Raw genomic sequence first — 15,890 nt, 5'->3', positions numbered from 1 at the left:
ATACGCTATACCCCAACAAAAGAGAAGGGGCTAACGCCTGCGCCGGGGGTCGAAAGCATCCCGCAGGCCGTCCCCCACGAAGTTCCAGGCCATGATGGAGATGAAAATGAAAAACCCCGGCCAGAGGACCCAGGGACGGTCCACGAAGCTGGCGAACCCCCCGGCCTGGGCCGCCTGCAGGAGTAGCCCCCAGCTGGTGTAGGGCTCCGTCACCCCGAGGCCCAGGAAGGAGAGGCCCGACTCGGCCAGGATAAAGCCCGGGATGGTGAGGGAGAGGCTCACGATGATGTAGCTGGCGGTGGCGGGAAGGACGTGCCGGGCGATGATGCGGGCATCCGAGGCCCCTAGGGCCCTAGCCGCCTGCACATAGTCCATCTCCCGCACGCTGAGGACGATCCCCCGCACCACCCGGGCCAGGCCCCCCCAGCCGATGAAGCCCAGGAGGCCCACCACCAGGTAGAAGGTGATGAGGGGGTCCATGGTGATGGGGAAGACCGCCCGCAAGGAGATGAGGAGGAAGAGGGTGGGGATGGCGGCGATGATCTCCACCAGGCGCATGATCAGGTTGTCAGGGTCCAGGCGGAGGGAGCGGAAGGGCAGGGTGCGGAAGAGGGTGTAGGCCAGCCACAAGGCCGCGCCCGCGGCCAGTACCTGGAGCACCCCGAGGCCGGTGAGGGTGTAGTACTCCCAGGCCAGGTACAAAGCCCCCAAGGCCAGCCCGCCCCAGAAAGCCCAGGACACCGGCCCCAGGAGGAGACCCCGGCCGCGCCATTCCCTGAGGGGCAGGGAGAGGGTGAAGGGGCGGCCCGAGAAGTACCCCGCGATCCCTCCCAGCAGCAGCCCCAAGGCGAAGGAGACCAGGGCGGAGAGGATCCCAATGGTGAGGGAGACCTGCCCGCCATAGATGAGGCGGCTGAAGAGGTCCCGGCCGAAGTTGTCGGTGCCCATGAGGTGGACCCTGGCCGGGGGGTCCACGCCAAAGAGGCGGAGGTCGGCCCGGAACACCCGGAGGATGGTGTAGGGCTGCTCGGGGGTGCGCACCAGGAAGCGGAGGTAGAACCGGCCCTGGGAGGGGTCCTCCTCGTAGCGAGGCTGGAGGGTCAGGGGATCGATGGAGCGCTGGGTCATGTAGACGAAGGGCCGGGTGAACCTCCCCGTTTCCGGGTCCACGAAGTAGATGCGGGAGGGGGGATGGTGGCTCCTCGGAGGGAAGACCTCGTAGTAGTTGGGATCGTAAGGGCTGAAAAAGCCAGCGAAGACGGCAAGCCCATAGAGGACGAAGAGGATGCGCAGACCCCAGACCGCCAAGGGGTGTTTGCGGAACTGGCGCAGGGCTACCTGGGTCAGGCTGGCGGAAGGGGGAGCGGTGGCGGCGCGCAAGGCGACCCTCCTATTCGTAGCGGATCCTGGGGTCCACCCAGGTGAGGAGCAGGTCCGAGAGGAGGTTGCCGATCATGAGAAGGACCAGGCCCATGGTGAGGAAACCGGCCACGGTGTACAGGTCCTGCTGCCGCAAGGAGTCCAGAAGGAGGGGAGTGATCCCCGGCCAGGCCATGACCACCTCCACCAGCCCCGCCCCGGAGATGAGACCCGGCAGGATGGCCCCGATGTTGGCCACAAAGGGGATCACCGCATTCCGCAAGGCGTGCTTGTAGACCACCATCCGCTCGGCCAGGCCCTTGGCCCGGGCGGTGCGGATGTAGTCCTGGGAGAGGACCTCCAGCATCTGCCCCCGCATCACCCGGGAGAAGCCGGCGATATCGCTGGTGGTGACCACGATCACCGGGATCACCGCGTGCCAGGCCACGTTGAGGATCTTCTGCCAGGTGGGAAACTGCTCAAAGCCGGTAGAGGTCATCCCCGAAACGGGGAAGACCATCACCCCCGTGCGGAAGTAGACCTGGAGGATGAGGTACATAAAAATCAGGGCCAGGAAGAAGTTGGGGATGGCCAGGCCCACATAGGCCAGAAAGGAGACCACCCGATCCCCCAGGGAGTACTGGCGCAGGGCCCCGTACACCCCCACGGGAATAGCCACCAGGAAGAGGAGGACGGTCGCGGGGATGACGATGATCATGGAGTTCACCACCCGGGGCCAGACCACCTCCAGCACCGGGGCCTGGTAGGCGAAGGAATAGCCGAGGTTCAGGTGGAGCAGGTTGTGCATCCAAAGGAGGTACTGCTCGTGAACGGGGCGGTCCAGGCCAAACTGGGCGCGGAAGCGGGCGATGGTCTCAGGGGTGAACCGGGGGTCCAGCTCGAACTGGGTGATGTAGTCCCCGGGGGCGAGCTGGATGATGAGGAAGGCCAGGAAGGTGGCCCCGAAAAAGGTGGGGATGAGGTAGAGGAAGCGGCGGAGGATGTACGTGGTCATGGCTTTCCAAAGAACCCCCGGGGCCCGGGGGCCCCGGGGGGCTGGCTCGTCTAGCTCATCTCCGGGCGAAGGTCAGCTCCAGCTGCCTAGCACCCCAGATGCTGGAGATCAGGGGGTCGGGGTGCTGGCCGCCCACCCGGTTGTTCCAGGCGGTGTGGAAGTTGGGCCCGGCGATCTGGATCATGGGAAGAAGCTGGGCCTCGATCTCCTGCATCTGGAAGCCGATCTGCCGCCGGCGCTGGAAGTCCAGCTCCGCCCGGCCCCGAGAGTAGAGGGCGTCCATCAGGGTCTCCCGAGGGTCCAGGCACTGGCCGGAGCGGTTCCACATGTGGAGGTTGCCGTTGCAGGGCACCACGTTGGCGCCGAAGGGCCAGTCCAGCCCCCCGCCGGTGAGGCCGATGATGATGGCGTCGAAGGGCCGGTCGGGGCCGGTGGAGAGGAGCTGGCCCACGAGGACGTTGAAGTCGATGGCGGCGAAGTTCACCCGCACCCCCACCCGCCGGGCCTCGTCCACGAACAGGCGGGCGATCTGCTCCCGCTGCACGTTGCCGGCGTTGGTGGCCAGGTTGAACTCCAGTCTCCGCCCCTGGGCATCGATGAGGAAGCCCTCCCGGTCCCTCCGGGTGAAGCCGAGCTCCGCCAGGAGGCGCTGGGCCTGCTGCGGGTTGTGGTCGAAACGGGGGGCCCGAGGGTTCACCCACTGGGTGAGCACCGGGTAGACGCTGGTGAACATGGGGGTGCCCAGGCCCCCGTAGACCAGCTCCACCACCGCCTGCCGGTTCACCAGGTGGCTCATGGCCCGGCGGAACTTGTCGGAGCGGAAGAGGCTCTGCTTGAAGGGGTCGGAGGCCTTGTTCCAGTTGAAGACCATGAACTGGCTGGAGGCGATGGGGGAGGCGTTGACCTTGATGGTGGCGTCCAGGCGTCTCTCCTCGATGGCCCGGCGGATCTGGGAGATGTGGTCCACGGTGGTGGGGTTGAAGACGTCGATGTTGCCCGCCAGGAACTCGGCCAAGGCGGCGTTGACGTCGCCCACGATGCGGATCTCGTAGCGGTCCAGGTAAGGCAGGGGGTTGCCGGCGGCGTCCCGGTTCCACTCCCCGAAGGTGGGGTTGCGCCGGAAAACGATGCGCTCCCCAGGGCGGTAGCTCTCGATGAGCCAGGGCCCGCCCGAGACGATGTTCTCCGGGCGCTCCGCCAGGGTCCACATCCGCTTGATGCCCTCCGCCCCCTCCCGCTGGTACACGGGGCCGAAGATGTGGGCGGGCCAGGGCTCGAAGCTGGCCACGCTAAAGGCCTCGGCGTCCGTGCGGGGGTAGTTGAAGCGGATGGTGAAGTCGTCGATCTTGGTGAGGGTGATGGGCCGGCCGTCCAGGAAGAAGGAGTCGTAGCTGTTGGAGCCCACGTCCTTGTCGGTGTGGATGCGCCAGGTCATGATCCAGTCGTCGGCGGTGATGGGCCGACCGTCGGACCAGCGCATCCCCCGGCGGATGCGGAAGGTAATCTGCAGGCGGTCCGGGCTTATGGTCCAGGACTCCGCCATGTAGGGGATCCAGTCCCCGGTGGTGGGGTCCCGCCGCACCAGGCCCAAAGGCCCCGCCAGGATGCTGGGCACGTTCCCTGCCTCCGCGGTAATGAAGGGGTTGAAGGTGCGGTAGTCGGAGATGACCGCAGCCCTCAGGGTGCCCCCCCGGCGCACCTCCTCCGGCCTCGCGGTCGTCCACCCTTGGGGCCAGACGAAGTTCTGGGCGCCGGCCGTGCCTACCAGGGCCAAAAGGCCTACCCACAAGAGGCTTTTCCTCATCTCTTNTCGGTTCCCCATCTTTTTATCCCATTCAGCGTCTCACATGTGTCTGTCCAGGTTCAGAGCCACCCCTGCCCTTGGTGCCCTACCCCGGCCTGCACCCCCAGGAGGCCGCTGGGAGAGGCTTCCTTCCCTTTGCGGGTGGGCCGCGGCCCCTTGGCTTGACCCCCGGGGCGGGGCGTGAAAAAATCCCCCGTATGGGAGGGACGATGCGGGCAGTGCTCATGGAGGCCAGGGGGGGGCCGGAAGTGCTCCGGCTTACCACGGTGCCGCTCCCGGAACCGGGTCCCAAGGAGGTGCGCCTTCGCGTCAAGGCGGCGGCCCTCAACCACCTGGACGTCTGGGTGCGCAAAGGGGTGGCCAGCCCCAAGCTACCCCTGCCCCACGTGCTGGGGGCCGACGCCAGCGGGGTGGTGGAGGGGGTGGGCCCGGGGGTTACCGCCTTCGCCCCAGGGGACGAGGTGGTGGTGAACCCCGGCCTCTCCTGCGGGGGGTGCGAGCGGTGCCTGGCGGGGGAGGACAACCTCTGCCCCCGGTACGAGATCCTGGGCGAGCACCGCTGGGGGGCCTACGCCGAGTACCTGGTGGTGCCCGAGGTGAACCTCCTCCGGAAGCCAGCCAACCTCTCCTTCGAGGAAGCCGCCGCCATCCCCCTCACCTTCCTCACCGCCTGGCAGATGGTGGTGGACAAGCTCGGGGTGCGCCCTGGGGAAGATGTGCTGGTGATGGCCGCGGGCAGCGGGGTAAGCGTGGCCGCCATCCAGATCGCCAAGCTCTTCGGAGCCCGGGTCATCGCCACGGCGGGCTCCGAGGAAAAGCTCAGAAAGGCCAAGGAGCTTGGCGCCGACGAAACCGTGAACTACGCCCACCCCGAATGGCCCAAGGAGGTGCGCCGCCTCACCGGGGGGAAGGGGGCGGACAAGGTGGTGGACCACACCGGCGCCCTCTACTTCGAGGGGGTCATAAGGGCCACGGCGAACGGGGGGAAGATCGCCATCGCCGGGGCCTCCTCGGGCTACGAGGGCACCTTGCCCTTCGCCCACGTCTTCTTCCGCCAGCTTAGTATCCTGGGCTCCACCATGGGCTCCAAAAGCCGCCTCTTCCCCATACTGCGGTTCGTAGAGGCAGGGAAGCTCAGGCCGGTGGTGGGGCAGGTGCTGCCCCTAGGGGAAGCGGCGGAAGGCCACCGGCTTTTGGAGGAGCGGCGAGTCTTCGGCAAGGTGGTGCTGCGGGTGGACTGAGGCACGGGCCTTCTGTCCCTCCCCTCGATGGGGCCGCCCGGACCCGGGCCAGGGCGTAGAATGGCCGGAAGAGGTGGGGCCATGGAGCACACGGACGTGATCATCATCGGCGCGGGGCCGGCAGGGCTTTTCGCCGGCTTCTACGTGGGCATGCGGGGCCTTTCCTTTCGCCTTCTGGATCCTTTGCCGGAGCCGGGGGGACAACTCACAGCCCTCTACCCGGAGAAGTACATCTACGACGTGGCGGGATTTCCCAAGGTGTACGCTAAGGATCTGGTAAAAGGTCTGGTGGAGCAGGTGGCCCCCTTCAACCCCCTATACAGCCTGGGGGAGCGGGCGGAAACCCTGCACAGGGAAGATGGCCTTTTCCGGATCGCCACCTCCGCGGGCAACAGCTACACCGCCAAGGCGGTGATCGTGGCCGCAGGGGTGGGGGCCTTTGAGCCCCGGCGCCTGGGGGCTCCTGGAGAACGGGAGCTGGAGGGGAAAGGCGTCTACTACGCGGTCAAGACCAAGGCCGAGTTCCAGGGGAAACGCGTCCTAATCGTGGGCGGAGGGGACAGCGCCGTGGACTGGGCCCTGAACCTCCTGGGCACCGCAGAGGAAATCACCCTCATCCACCGCCGCCCCCAGTTCCGGGCCCACGAGGCCAGCGTGCGGGAGCTGATGCAAGCCCACGAGGAGAGGCGGCTCAAGGTCCTCACCCCCTACGAGGTGCGGCGGATCGAGGGGGACCGCTGGGTGCGCCAGGCGGTGATCTTCCACAACGGGACCCAGGAGGAGCAGGCGCTGGAGGTGGACGCGGTCCTGATCCTGGCGGGCTACCTCACCAAGCTGGGACCTCTGGCAGGCTGGGGGCTGGAGCTGGAAAAGAACAAGATCAAGGTGGACACCACCATGGCCACCAGCATCCCCGGGGTCTACGCCTGCGGGGACATCGTAACCTACCCGGGAAAGCTTCCCCTCATCGCCTTGGGCTTCGGGGAGGCGGCCATTGCCGCCAACCACGCCGCCGCCTACGCCAACCCCGCCCTCAAGGTGAACCCCGGCCACTCCTCGGAAAGAGCCGAGGAGAAGGCCCCCGCCTAAGCCCCCCGTCGTGGTGCAGGCCACGACGGGGGCCCCAAGAAGGCCAGGGGCGACCCCCCTCTCCCCGCCTCGTTGGAGCCCGGGCACCGGCACTTAAAGTTGCCCCGGGCTCCGGCTGGGGTAGCCCCCGCTGGGGCCTTGCCCTAAGATGGGGGCATATGCGGGTTGCCCTTTTCATCGACGGCTCCTACATGTACCATGCGGCCAAGCGCCTGGGCTGGAACGTGGACCACCGCCGGGTCCTCACCCAGTTCGCCACCCCGGAACAGCTCTACAACGCCTTCTACTACGTGCCCATCACCGACCCTGAGGACGAACGCCAGCAGCGCTTCATCGATGCCCTGGTCTTCATGGGCTACACGGTAAGGAGCCGCCTGGTCCGAGGCGAGCCCCGGTTCGAGACCATGATGGCCACCGACCTCCTCACCACCGCTCCCCGCTGGGACCGGGCGGTGGTGGCCAGCGGCTCTGGGGAGCTGGCTTACGCCTTCAGCGCCCTGCGTTCCCTGGGCAAGGAGATCCACCTCCTGGGGCTGCATGAGCTCGCCGACCTCGAGCTTCGCAACCAGGCGGACCGCTTCCTGAACCTTTCCGAGTGGCGGGAGGTGCTCGAGAGGACCATGGGCGGGCGGCGCACCTACGTGGGTTATCCCGTGGCGGCCACGGTGGAGGTGCCTCCGGCCCCGGTGGAAGACCCCCAGCCCTGAACCATGCCCCCTTCCCTACCCCCCTCCCCAAGCCTCAGGGACCTTCTCCCCTACCCAAGGGAAGAGCGGGAGGCTCTGGTCGGCCTCCACCTGGGGGAGGAAGCCGCCCGGGCTTACGACCGCCTGCCGCGCCTCGAGGTCAAGAACCCATGCTCCGGCAAGCGGGCCGCCTACCCGGAATGCAAAAGCGCCCTCCTGGCGGCCGGGCGCTGGGTGGAGGCCATCGGCCAGGCCCGGCGGGGCCAGAGGGTGGACCTCGAGGGCCTGCCCACCGCCCCCCACCACGTCCTCCCCCATGCCCGGGAGATCCGCGCCGCCGCCTCCGCCCTCGGCCTCCCTTACGGGGTGCTGGCCGCCATCGTGGACAACGAGCAGGCCGGGGGGAGGAGGCCTTGGGGCTTTCCCGGGGAGTGCGGGAAGCGGCGGACGGCTTAGCCCAAGGTCTGGCCGAAGTCTAGGGCCCCGCCCCCTTGGGCCGTACCCTGGGCTTGGCCCAGATGAGCTGGGAGGACGCCCTCAAGCAACGGGGCCGCTTGCGCCTCCTGGCTCTACTCCCTGGGTCCCGCCCGGCACAACTACCCCTATTCCCCTCAAAGCTTGGGGGCCCGGAGCCCGGGATCCTGCGCCCTTCCCCCTCCCCATCCTAACGCCCTAGATCCGTTCCATCCAGGGAAGGGGTTCCCCGGGAGGCAAAACGGGCCAGCGGCCCTCCCGCATGTGGCGGAAGATGGCCTCCACCGCCCTTTCCGCCTCCTCCACCCAGGCCTTGGGGTAGAGGGCCCGCTTGGCCAGGAACTCCTCCCGGTCAAAGACCTCGCAGGTGTGGTCGGCCCGGCACTTCACGTCCAGCTCCAGGTCGTACTGGCGCAAGGCCCTGCCCGTCCACTCCGCCGGGGTCTGCACGTTCCAGTAATACTCTAGAACCCTTCCCTGCCGCACGTCCGGGCCACCAGAGTACCAGGCCCCGGGGAAGAAGGCCACATAGGCGTCGTGGTCCAGGACCACCGCCTTCCCCTTGGCCACATGGTGGAAGGTCCCGCCGTGCGGCAAAAGGGTTAGGATCCCTCCGGGCCTCACCTCCACCACCCGCGCCTCCCAGCAGTAATGGAGAGCATCCCTGGGGAACTTCCAAAACTCCACCCGGATCCAATCCCCAGGAGCAAAGGGCCAGCCCATGGCTCCCCGGCTCGGCTTTGGAACGGAGGCCACCCCAGGTAGCCCGAGGTCCAGGGCAGGGGTAAGCCGACCCTACCTCTTGGTGCTGATGCCCAAGACCCTATAGAGGGCGCAGAAGCCGGTGACGGCCGTGAAGAGCAGGACCACCCCCACCACGCCCAGGATCCAGTTCCACGGCGAGGCCGACTGGAAAGCGAAGTAGAACAGGACCAGAGCCAGGATAAACCGAACGACCCGGTCGGCGGTGCTCTCGTTCACCGTCATGTGCCACCTCCACCTTCAGCTTAGCGCAGGCCAAGCCCCTTTGTCTTTCCAGGCCAACCCCTGTGCTACAATGGGTTCCCGGCGCGGGCCGTTAGCTCAATCGGTCAGAGCGGCCGGCTCATAACCGGTTGGTTGCAGGTTCGAGTCCTGCACGGCCCACCAGCTCCAGGACGCAAAAACCCCGCCCCCCAGTGGGGGGCGGGGTTGGCCTTGCCCTTGCGCCTTTTAGGGCGCCCTCCTTTCCCATATCACAGCCCCCCTGCGCCCCCTAAACTTGGGCATATGGACGCCCTGCAAGCCTTCCAAACCCTGGACCTGCGGGTGGGGCGCATCCTAAAGGCCGAGCCCCACGAGAAAGCCCGGAAGCCCAGCTACAAGCTCTGGATCGACCTGGGGCCTTTGGGGGTGAAGACCTCCTCGGCCCAGATCACCGAGCTCTACCGCCCGGAGGAGCTAAAGGGCCGCCTGGTGGTCTGCGCCGTGAACCTGGGCACCCGCGCGATCGCGGGCTTCCCCTCCGAGGTCCTGGTCCTGGGGGCCAAGGACGGGGAGGGCCGGGTGGTCCTCCTCACCGTGGAGCGGGAAGTCCCCTTGGGGGAGAAGGTCTTCTAGCGGGTCCGGGTCACCTTGGCCAGGTGCCGGGGCCGGTCCGGATCCAGGCCCCGGGCGCGGGCCAGGGCCTCGGCCTTGGGGTAGAAGGCCTGGGCCAGGAGGAGGGGGGTGAGTTCGGGGGCCAGGGAGACCGGGACCGGGAGGGGGGTGTGGGCCAGGGCCAGGGCCTCGGGCTCCGGGGAGAGCACGAGGAGGTGGGCCCCCTTGGCCCGGAGGCCCTCCAGGGTCTTCAGGAAGCCCTCCAGGGCCTCGTCCCCCTGCACCAGGGCCAAGAGGGGGAAGCCCTCCTCCAAAAGGGCCTGGGGCCCGTGCAGGAACTCCGCCGCGGAAAACCCCTCCGCGTGCAGGGCGGCCACCTCCTTGAGCTTGAGGGCCGCCTCGAGGGCCACGGGGTAGGTGAAACCCCGCCCCAGGACAAAAAGGCCCTCCGCGTCCTCCAGGTAGGCCAGCTCCCCCCCGGCCTCCAGGGCCCGGTGGAGGGCCTCGGGGAGGGCGGGCAGGGCCTCCCGGAGCCCCGCCCCTTCCAGGAGGTGGGCGAGGAGCTGGGCCGCGGCGGCCAGCATGGCCAGGAAGCTCTTGGTGGCGGCCACCGCCCGTTCCTCCCCCGCATGGAGGGGCAACGCCACCTCCGCCGCCTGGGCCAGGGGGCTATCCTCCCGGTTCACCAGGGCCAGGGTGAGGACCCCCTGGCGGCGGTAGGCGGCCACCATCTCCACCACGTCGGGGCTTTCCCCGCTCTGGCTGAAGGCCAGGAGGAGGGAAGGCAGGGGCGGGCGGGGCAAGGCCCGGTACAGGGTGAGGACGGAAGGGGCCAGGGAGAGGGTGGGCCAGAGGAGGCGGGCCTCGAGGAGGTACTTGGCGAAGAGGGCCGCGTGGTCCGAGCTCCCCCGGGCGGCGGTGAGGACGAGGGCGGGGGGGCGCCGCCTTAGGAAGGCGGCCAAGGCCTTCACCTCGGCCTCGTTCTCCCGGAGGAGGCGCTCCACCACCTGGGGGGCCTCTTCCGCCTCGAGGCGCATGCGGGAAGCCATGTTTTCATTCTACCCGCATGCTACAATCATGCCATGAGCACCCTCCAGATCAAGGGCCTTCCCCCGGAGCTCAAGGAGCGCCTCCTGCGCCGGGCCCGGGCCCGGGGGATCACCCTGAAGGAGCTGGCCCTGGAAGCCCTCTGGAGGGAGCTGGAGGCCGAGGAGTGGGAGGAGCGCCTCGGGAGGCGGGAACCCGCGGACCTGGGCGTGCCCGCGGCCAGGCTCCTGGAGGAGGCCCGGGAGGAAAGGGAGTGAGGCGGCTTGTCCTGGACGCCTCCGCCGCGGGCGAGTACCTCCTCCGCACCCCCCTGGGCCAGGAGGTGGCGGCCCTGGTCCAGGGCGCCCTCCTCTTCGCCCCTGCCCTTCTGGACGCGGAGGTGCTGGCCATCCTGCGCAAGGCGGTGCTCTCCGGAAAGCTGGGGGAGGTGCGGGCCCGGGAGGCCCTGGAAGACCTGGCCCGCTGGCCCCTGCGGCGGGTGGACCACCGCCACCTCCTGGAGGAGGCCTGGGCCCTCAAGGAGCGGGTCACGGCCTACGACGCCCTTTACGTGGCCCTGGCCCGGAGGCTTTCCGCCCCCCTGCTCACCGCCGATGGCCCCCTGGCCCGGACCCCCGACCTGGGGGTTCCCCTGATCCACCTGCGCCCCTAGCCCCTGGTCCCTCCCCGGAAGGGGTGGTATACTTCCACGGATGGACCGCATCGTCATCCGGGGCGCCAGGGAGCACAACCTCAAGAACGTCAACCTGGAGCTCCCCAGGGGCAAGTTCATCGTCATCACCGGAGTCTCGGGCTCGGGGAAGAGCACCCTGGCCTTCGACACCCTTTACGCCGAGGGGCAGCGGCGCTACGTGGAAAGCCTCTCCAGCTACGCCCGCCAGTTCCTGGGGGTCATGGACAAGCCCGAGGTGGAGAGCATCGAGGGCCTCTCCCCTGCCATCTCCATCGACCAGAAGACCACCAGCCACAACCCCCGCTCCACCGTGGGCACGGTGACGGAGGTCCACGACTACCTCCGCCTCCTCTTCGCCCGGGTGGGCACCGCCTACTGCCCGGAGTGCGGCCGCCCCATCGAGAAGCAGTCCGCCAGCGAGATCACCGATCGCCTCCTGCAGCGCCCCCCGGGCACCCGGGCCATCCTCCTGGCCCCCCTGGTGCGGGGGAGGAAAGGGGAGTATCGCAAGCTTTTCCAGCAACTCCAGAAGGAGGGCTACGCCCGGGTGCGGGTGGACGGGGTCATCTACCTCCTGGAGGAGGCCCAGGGCCTGAACCTGGAGAAGTACGAGAAGCACGACATCGACCTGGTGGTGGACCGGCTTGTCCTCAAGGAGGAGGAGCGCCCCCGCATCGCCGAGGGGGTGGAGCTCTGCCTCCTCCGGGGGGAGGGGCTCATGCGGGTCCTCTACCCCGACACGGGGGAGGAGGAGCTCCTCTCGGAGAAGTTCGCCTGCCCCGAGCACGGCTCGGTGCTAGAGGAGCTGGAACCCCGCATCTTCTCCTTCAACGCCCCCTACGGGGCCTGCCCCGCCTGCTCCGGCCTGGGGTACAGGCAGGAGTTCGACCCCGAGCTCATCGTGAACCCTGAGCTCTCCCTGGCCGAGGGGGCCATCCTGCCCTGGGCCCGGGGGCGGGACACGGGCCGGAGCTACCTCTGGGACCGGCTCCGGGCCCTGGCGGAGCACCTGGGCTTCGACCTCAAGACCCCCTTCAAGGACCTCCCGGAGGAAGTGCGCCAGGCGGTGCTCCATGGCCTCCCCGAGCCTTTTGAGGTGGTCTTCCGCCGCGGGGGGAAGGAGACCTTCCGGCTGGAGGTCCACTACGAGGGGGTCATCCCCTGGCTCGCCAAGCGCTACCAGGAGGCGGAGTCGGAGGGGGTGAAGGAAGTCCTGGAAAGCTTTATGTCCCTGAAGCCCTGTCCCGCCTGCGGGGGCACCCGCTACAAGAAGGAGGTGCTCTCCGTGCGGGTGGCGGGGCGGAACATCGCTGAGGTCTCGGCCCTGACGGTGCGGGAGGCCCTAGAGTTTTTCCAGGGCCTGGAGGAGAAGCTCACCCCCTTCCAGGCCCAGATCGCCCGGCCCATCCTCAGGGAGATCGTGGAGCGCCTGGGCTTCCTGGTGGGGGTGGGCCTGGACTACCTCACCCTGGACCGGGCGGCCAACACCCTCTCCGGGGGGGAGGCCCAGCGCATCCGCCTGGCCACCCAGGTGGGCTCGGGGCTCACCGGAGTATTGTACGTGCTGGACGAGCCCAGCATCGGCCTGCATCCCCGGGACAACCAGCGCCTCATCGCCACCCTGAAGCGACTCCAAAGCCTGGGCAACACCCTGATCGTGGTGGAGCACGACGAGGAGACCATCCGGGCCGCGGACTGGATCGTGGACATGGGCCCGGGGGCGGGAATCCACGGGGGGGAGGTGGTGGCGGAAGGCCCCCTGGAGACCATCCTGCAAAGCCCCGAGAGCCTCACCGGGGCCTACCTTAGAGGCGAGAAGAGGATCCCCGTGCCCAAGGAGCGCCGCAAGGGGAACGGCAAGTGGCTGGTCCTCCGGGGGGCCCGGGAGCACAACCTGAAGGGGATGACCCTGCGAATCCCCCTGGGCCGCTTCGTGGCCGTCACCGGCCCCTCGGGCTCGGGGAAGAGCACCCTGATCCACGACGTCCTCTACGCCGCCCTGGCGCAGAGGCTCATGCGGGCCAAGATCACCCCGGGGGCCTTTGAGGCCCTGGAGGGCCTGGAGCACCTGGACAAGGTCATCGAGATCGACCAGTCCCCCATCGGCCGCACCCCCCGCTCCAACCCCGCCACCTACACCGGCATCTTCGACGAGATCCGCGACCTCTTCGCCAAGACCCCGGAGGCCAGGAAGCGGGGCTACGGCCCAGGGCGCTTCTCCTTCAACGTGAAAGGGGGCCGGTGCGAGGCCTGCGGCGGGGACGGCACGGTGAAGATCGAGATGCTCTTCCTGCCCGACCTCTACGTGCCCTGCGAGGTGTGCAAGGGCAAGCGCTACAACAGGGAGACCCTGGAGGTGAAGCTCAGGGGCAAGAGCATCGCCGACGTGCTGGACATGACCGCCGAGGAGGCCCTGGACTTCTTCGGAAACGTGCCCACCATCGCCCGCAAGCTCCAGCTCATGGTGGACGTGGGCCTGGGGTACATGCGCCTGGGCCAGCCCTCCCCCACCCTCTCCGGGGGGGAGGCCCAGCGGATCAAGCTGGCCACGGAGCTGGGCCGCAAGGCCACGGGCCGCACCCTCTACATCCTGGACGAGCCCACCACCGGCCTCCACTTCGACGACGTGGCCAAGCTCCTCGGGGTCCTCCACCGCCTGGTGGACGCGGGCAACACCGTGGTGGTCATCGAGCACAACCTGGACGTGGTGAAGACCGCCGACTGGGTCATCGACCTGGGCCCAGAAGGGGGAGACCGGGGCGGGGAGATCGTAGCCGAGGGCACCCCCGAGGCCGTAGCCGCCACGGGAAGCCCTACCGGGGTCTTCCTGGCCAGGATCCCGGAGATCGCCGAGAGGCTCCGGGTGGCGGCGGACTAAGCACCCCGTCGCGGCTTGCGCCACGGCCGGGCGCTTAGGCCTGGGCCTTCCCGGGCTCCGCCTCACGGGCGAGGATACCCTCCAGGGCCAGGCTCAAAAACTTGTCCAGCTCCTCCTCCAGGTCCCGGTGGGGCGTGTAGGCGGCCCAGCGCAAAGCGGCCAGGAAGTAGAGGTCCGCCAGGGTGCGGCCCATGCGCTCCGAAGACAAATCGCAGCGCACCACCCCCTTCTCCTGCAGGGGCCTGAGCACTTCGGCGATGAGGTCCCCAAGGGGGAGGGCCTGGAAGGCGGCCTTGGCCCGCAAGGGGTCGGGGTTCAGGAGTTCGTAGAGAAGGGGCAGGAGGAGGTCCTTCTCCGCCTTCGTGAACTGGGCGAGCTCGCGGAAGAGGAGGCGCAAGGCCTCCAGGGGGTCCACCCCCTGGGCCAGCCGCCGCCGCACTTCCTCCCGCAAGCGGGAGAGGAGAAGGCTGCCATAGTCCAGGAGGACGGCCTCCTTGTAGGGAAAGTAGTTGAAGAAGGTGCCCCGCGAGATGTGGGCGGCCCTGGCGATGTCGCTGGCGGTGGTTTCCTGGAAACCCCGCTCACGGAAGAGGGCCATGGCCGCCTGGAAGATGCGGTCACGGCGGCGCTTCTTCTGGTATTCCCTGACGGTCATGGGCCTAGTGTACGCCTGTCCAAACTCAGAGGACAACCGCTTTCTTGGCCCAGTCCTCCAAAGCCTGGAGGAGGGCCAGCCCACCCCGGGTGCTGTAGACCTTGCCCTCGCGGTGGAAGGCTAACGCGAGAACCTCGTAGCCCTGCAGGGCCAAGGACCCGGCCACCTCCTCCGCCGCCGCCACCCGGGGCGGGAGCCTTCCCGCCTCGGCCAGAAAAAGATGGGCGTTGAAGCCCAGAAAGAGGGCCTCCAGTCCCTCCCAGACCTCTTCCAAAAAGGCCAGGTAGGCGGCGTCTTGGGCCATGCGGGCGGGCCTCCGGGCGCCTGGGATGAGGAGGGCCCGGGGTGGGGGGGCGGCGGGAAAGGCGTAGGTGGGCGTCCAGACCGAGCCCGCCAGGGCCGGGATGCCCTTACGCCCCTTGGCCACGGTGTAGGCAGGGACTTGCAGGCGACGGGCGGCCTCGAGGGCGATGGCCGCCTCCAGCTCCGAGAACTCGGGGAGAAGCAACACCCCCAGCATGCCTAGGGCAGCGCCTCCTTGGCCGCCTGGTACTCCGCCAAAAGCCGGGCCACCACCTCCTTGGCGGAAGGGATTTCCCGGATGAAGGCCACCCCGTGTCCGGCGGAGTAGACCTCCTTCCAGGCCTTGCCCCCTCCCTGGCGGAAGCGTTCCAGGGACTCCCGCAGGAAGTTGGCGGGCACCCCGGTGACCTCAGGGGTGTACTGGACCTCCTCCGGGGTGGCCCGAAGGAGGGCCTCCTTGTACTCCAGGGGGGCCTCGGACTCCAGGGTGGCGATGAAGCGGGTGCCGATGTAGGCCCCGTCCCCTAAGGCCAAGGCGGCGAGGAGCTGGCGGCCGGTGGCGATGCCCCCGGCGATGAGGACGGGTACCCCCAGCTCCTCCTTGAGCCAGGGGCCCAGAACGAAGGGGCTAATCCCCCCCGCGTGCCCCCCGGCCCCGCTGGCCACGGCCACCAGGGCGTCCGCCCCGGCCTCCACCGCCTTCCTCCCGTGGCGCAGGCCCACCACGTCGCACCAGACGGCACCGCCGTAGGCCTTGACCCGCTCCACCACCCGGGTGGGGTCCCCCAGGGACGTAACCACCAGGGGCACCCTCCGCTCCACCACGGCCCCCAGGTCCTCCTCCAGGCGGGGGTTGTCCTTGAGGATCAGGTTCACCCCAAAGGGCAGGCTCTGGGGAAAGCCTTCCAGAAACTCCCGGAAGGCGGCATGGGTGCGGAAGTTGAGGCTGGGGACGACCCCGATCCCTCCGGCCTCGGCCACCGCCAAGAGGAGCCGGGCCCCGGAGACCAGGAACATGGGGGCGGCCACGATGGGGTAGCGGATACCCAACATGCGGGTGATGGCGGTCTCCATGGGGGAGATTTTAC

At 68.6% G+C, this 15,890-nt stretch carries 17 protein-coding genes and 1 tRNA gene; 9 read left to right on the top strand and 9 right to left on the bottom strand.

Annotation, left to right across the window (positions count from 1 at the left end; translation table 11 throughout):
- Nucleotides 1–30: 30 nt before the first annotated feature.
- Genes ETP66_RS07555 through ETP66_RS07545 form a run of 3 tightly spaced genes read right to left on the bottom strand, consistent with a single transcriptional unit; the run spans nucleotide 31 to nucleotide 4,178 of the window.
- Entirely contained in the window at nucleotides 31–1,380 is a 1,350-nt protein-coding gene (locus ETP66_RS07555; protein ID WP_130842028.1) for an ABC transporter permease, read from the bottom strand.
- Between the two features lie 10 nt (nucleotides 1,381–1,390).
- Nucleotides 1,391–2,374 (bottom strand): ABC transporter permease, encoded by a 984-nt coding sequence (locus ETP66_RS07550; RefSeq protein ID WP_130842027.1) that lies wholly within the window; start codon nucleotides 2,372–2,374, stop codon nucleotides 1,391–1,393.
- Between the two features lie 55 nt (nucleotides 2,375–2,429).
- Entirely contained in the window at nucleotides 2,430–4,178 is a 1,749-nt protein-coding gene (locus ETP66_RS07545) for an ABC transporter substrate-binding protein (RefSeq protein WP_130842026.1), read from the bottom strand.
- Between the two features lie 209 nt (nucleotides 4,179–4,387).
- On the opposite strand from ETP66_RS07545, the gene ETP66_RS07540 reads away from it, so the two are divergent.
- The 4 genes from ETP66_RS07540 to ETP66_RS07525 all read left to right on the top strand — a co-directional run bounded on the left by ETP66_RS07540 (nucleotide 4,388) and on the right by ETP66_RS07525 (nucleotide 7,650).
- Nucleotides 4,388–5,419: a zinc-binding dehydrogenase gene (locus ETP66_RS07540; RefSeq protein ID WP_130842025.1), complete on the top strand. Its 1,032-nt coding sequence runs from the start codon at nucleotides 4,388–4,390 to the stop codon at nucleotides 5,417–5,419.
- A gap of 81 nt (nucleotides 5,420–5,500) precedes the next feature.
- Complete coding sequence (locus ETP66_RS07535) at nucleotides 5,501–6,508, top strand: NAD(P)/FAD-dependent oxidoreductase (protein ID WP_130842024.1); 1,008 nt, start codon at nucleotides 5,501–5,503, stop codon at nucleotides 6,506–6,508.
- Between the two features lie 158 nt (nucleotides 6,509–6,666).
- Nucleotides 6,667–7,215: a LabA-like NYN domain-containing protein gene (locus ETP66_RS07530; RefSeq protein ID WP_130842023.1), complete on the top strand. Its 549-nt coding sequence runs from the start codon at nucleotides 6,667–6,669 to the stop codon at nucleotides 7,213–7,215.
- Between the two features lie 3 nt (nucleotides 7,216–7,218).
- A complete protein-coding gene (locus ETP66_RS07525; RefSeq protein ID WP_330848619.1) occupies nucleotides 7,219–7,650 on the top strand; it encodes a hypothetical protein in 432 nt (143 codons plus the stop codon).
- 216 nt (nucleotides 7,651–7,866) lie between these two features.
- Here ETP66_RS07525 and ETP66_RS07520 read toward each other — a convergent pair whose 3' ends face one another.
- Together ETP66_RS07520 and ETP66_RS07515 are read right to left on the bottom strand one after the other, a co-directional pair.
- On the bottom strand, nucleotides 7,867–8,391 hold the full coding sequence (locus ETP66_RS07520; RefSeq protein WP_130842022.1) for a ribonuclease FAU-1 family protein: 525 nt from the start codon (nucleotides 8,389–8,391) through the stop codon (nucleotides 7,867–7,869).
- 72 nt (nucleotides 8,392–8,463) lie between these two features.
- A complete protein-coding gene (locus ETP66_RS07515; RefSeq protein WP_130842021.1) occupies nucleotides 8,464–8,655 on the bottom strand; it encodes a YgaP family membrane protein in 192 nt (63 codons plus the stop codon).
- An 85-nt stretch (nucleotides 8,656–8,740) separates the two neighbouring features.
- On the opposite strand from ETP66_RS07515, the gene ETP66_RS07510 reads away from it, so the two are divergent.
- A tRNA-Ile gene (locus ETP66_RS07510) sits at nucleotides 8,741–8,817 on the top strand.
- Nucleotides 8,818–8,937: 120 nt separating this feature from the next.
- Nucleotides 8,938–9,267, top strand: a complete 330-nt coding sequence (locus tag ETP66_RS07505; protein WP_130842020.1) for a tRNA-binding protein — start codon at nucleotides 8,938–8,940, stop codon at nucleotides 9,265–9,267.
- Here ETP66_RS07505 and ETP66_RS07500 read toward each other — a convergent pair.
- Nucleotides 9,264–10,295, bottom strand: a complete 1,032-nt coding sequence (locus ETP66_RS07500) for an SIS domain-containing protein (RefSeq protein WP_130842019.1) — start codon at nucleotides 10,293–10,295, stop codon at nucleotides 9,264–9,266. The genes ETP66_RS07505 and ETP66_RS07500 overlap by 4 nt on opposite strands.
- A 33-nt stretch (nucleotides 10,296–10,328) precedes the next feature.
- Between ETP66_RS07500 and ETP66_RS07495 the strand changes: the two genes are divergently transcribed.
- From ETP66_RS07495 to uvrA, 3 genes are read left to right on the top strand one after another with little or no spacing between them, the layout of a single operon-like run.
- Nucleotides 10,329–10,550 (top strand): toxin-antitoxin system HicB family antitoxin, encoded by a 222-nt coding sequence (locus ETP66_RS07495; RefSeq protein WP_130842018.1) that lies wholly within the window; start codon nucleotides 10,329–10,331, stop codon nucleotides 10,548–10,550.
- A complete protein-coding gene (locus ETP66_RS07490) occupies nucleotides 10,547–10,945 on the top strand; it encodes a type II toxin-antitoxin system VapC family toxin (protein ID WP_130842017.1) in 399 nt (132 codons plus the stop codon). Before ETP66_RS07495 ends, ETP66_RS07490 begins: the two co-directional genes overlap by 4 nt.
- A gap of 40 nt (nucleotides 10,946–10,985) precedes the next feature.
- Nucleotides 10,986–13,844, top strand: a complete 2,859-nt coding sequence (uvrA, locus tag ETP66_RS07485; protein WP_130842016.1) for an excinuclease ABC subunit UvrA — start codon at nucleotides 10,986–10,988, stop codon at nucleotides 13,842–13,844.
- Between the two features lie 34 nt (nucleotides 13,845–13,878).
- On the opposite strand, the gene ETP66_RS07480 is transcribed toward uvrA, so the two are convergent.
- Genes ETP66_RS07480 through ETP66_RS07470 form a run of 3 tightly spaced genes read right to left on the bottom strand, consistent with a single transcriptional unit; the run spans nucleotide 13,879 to nucleotide 15,876 of the window.
- Complete coding sequence (locus ETP66_RS07480; RefSeq protein ID WP_130842015.1) at nucleotides 13,879–14,499, bottom strand: TetR/AcrR family transcriptional regulator; 621 nt, start codon at nucleotides 14,497–14,499, stop codon at nucleotides 13,879–13,881.
- Nucleotides 14,500–14,524: 25 nt separating this feature from the next.
- Nucleotides 14,525–15,019 (bottom strand): hypothetical protein, encoded by a 495-nt coding sequence (locus ETP66_RS07475; RefSeq protein ID WP_130842014.1) that lies wholly within the window; start codon nucleotides 15,017–15,019, stop codon nucleotides 14,525–14,527.
- A gap of 2 nt (nucleotides 15,020–15,021) precedes the next feature.
- Complete coding sequence (locus ETP66_RS07470; protein WP_130842013.1) at nucleotides 15,022–15,876, bottom strand: NAD(P)H-dependent flavin oxidoreductase; 855 nt, start codon at nucleotides 15,874–15,876, stop codon at nucleotides 15,022–15,024.
- Between the last annotated feature and the right edge of the window lie 14 nt (nucleotides 15,877–15,890).

Source organism: Thermus thermamylovorans (assembly GCF_004307015.1).
Lineage (GTDB): Bacteria > Deinococcota > Deinococci > Deinococcales > Thermaceae > Thermus > Thermus thermamylovorans.
This window is presented reverse-complemented; position numbering and strand designations above follow the sequence as displayed.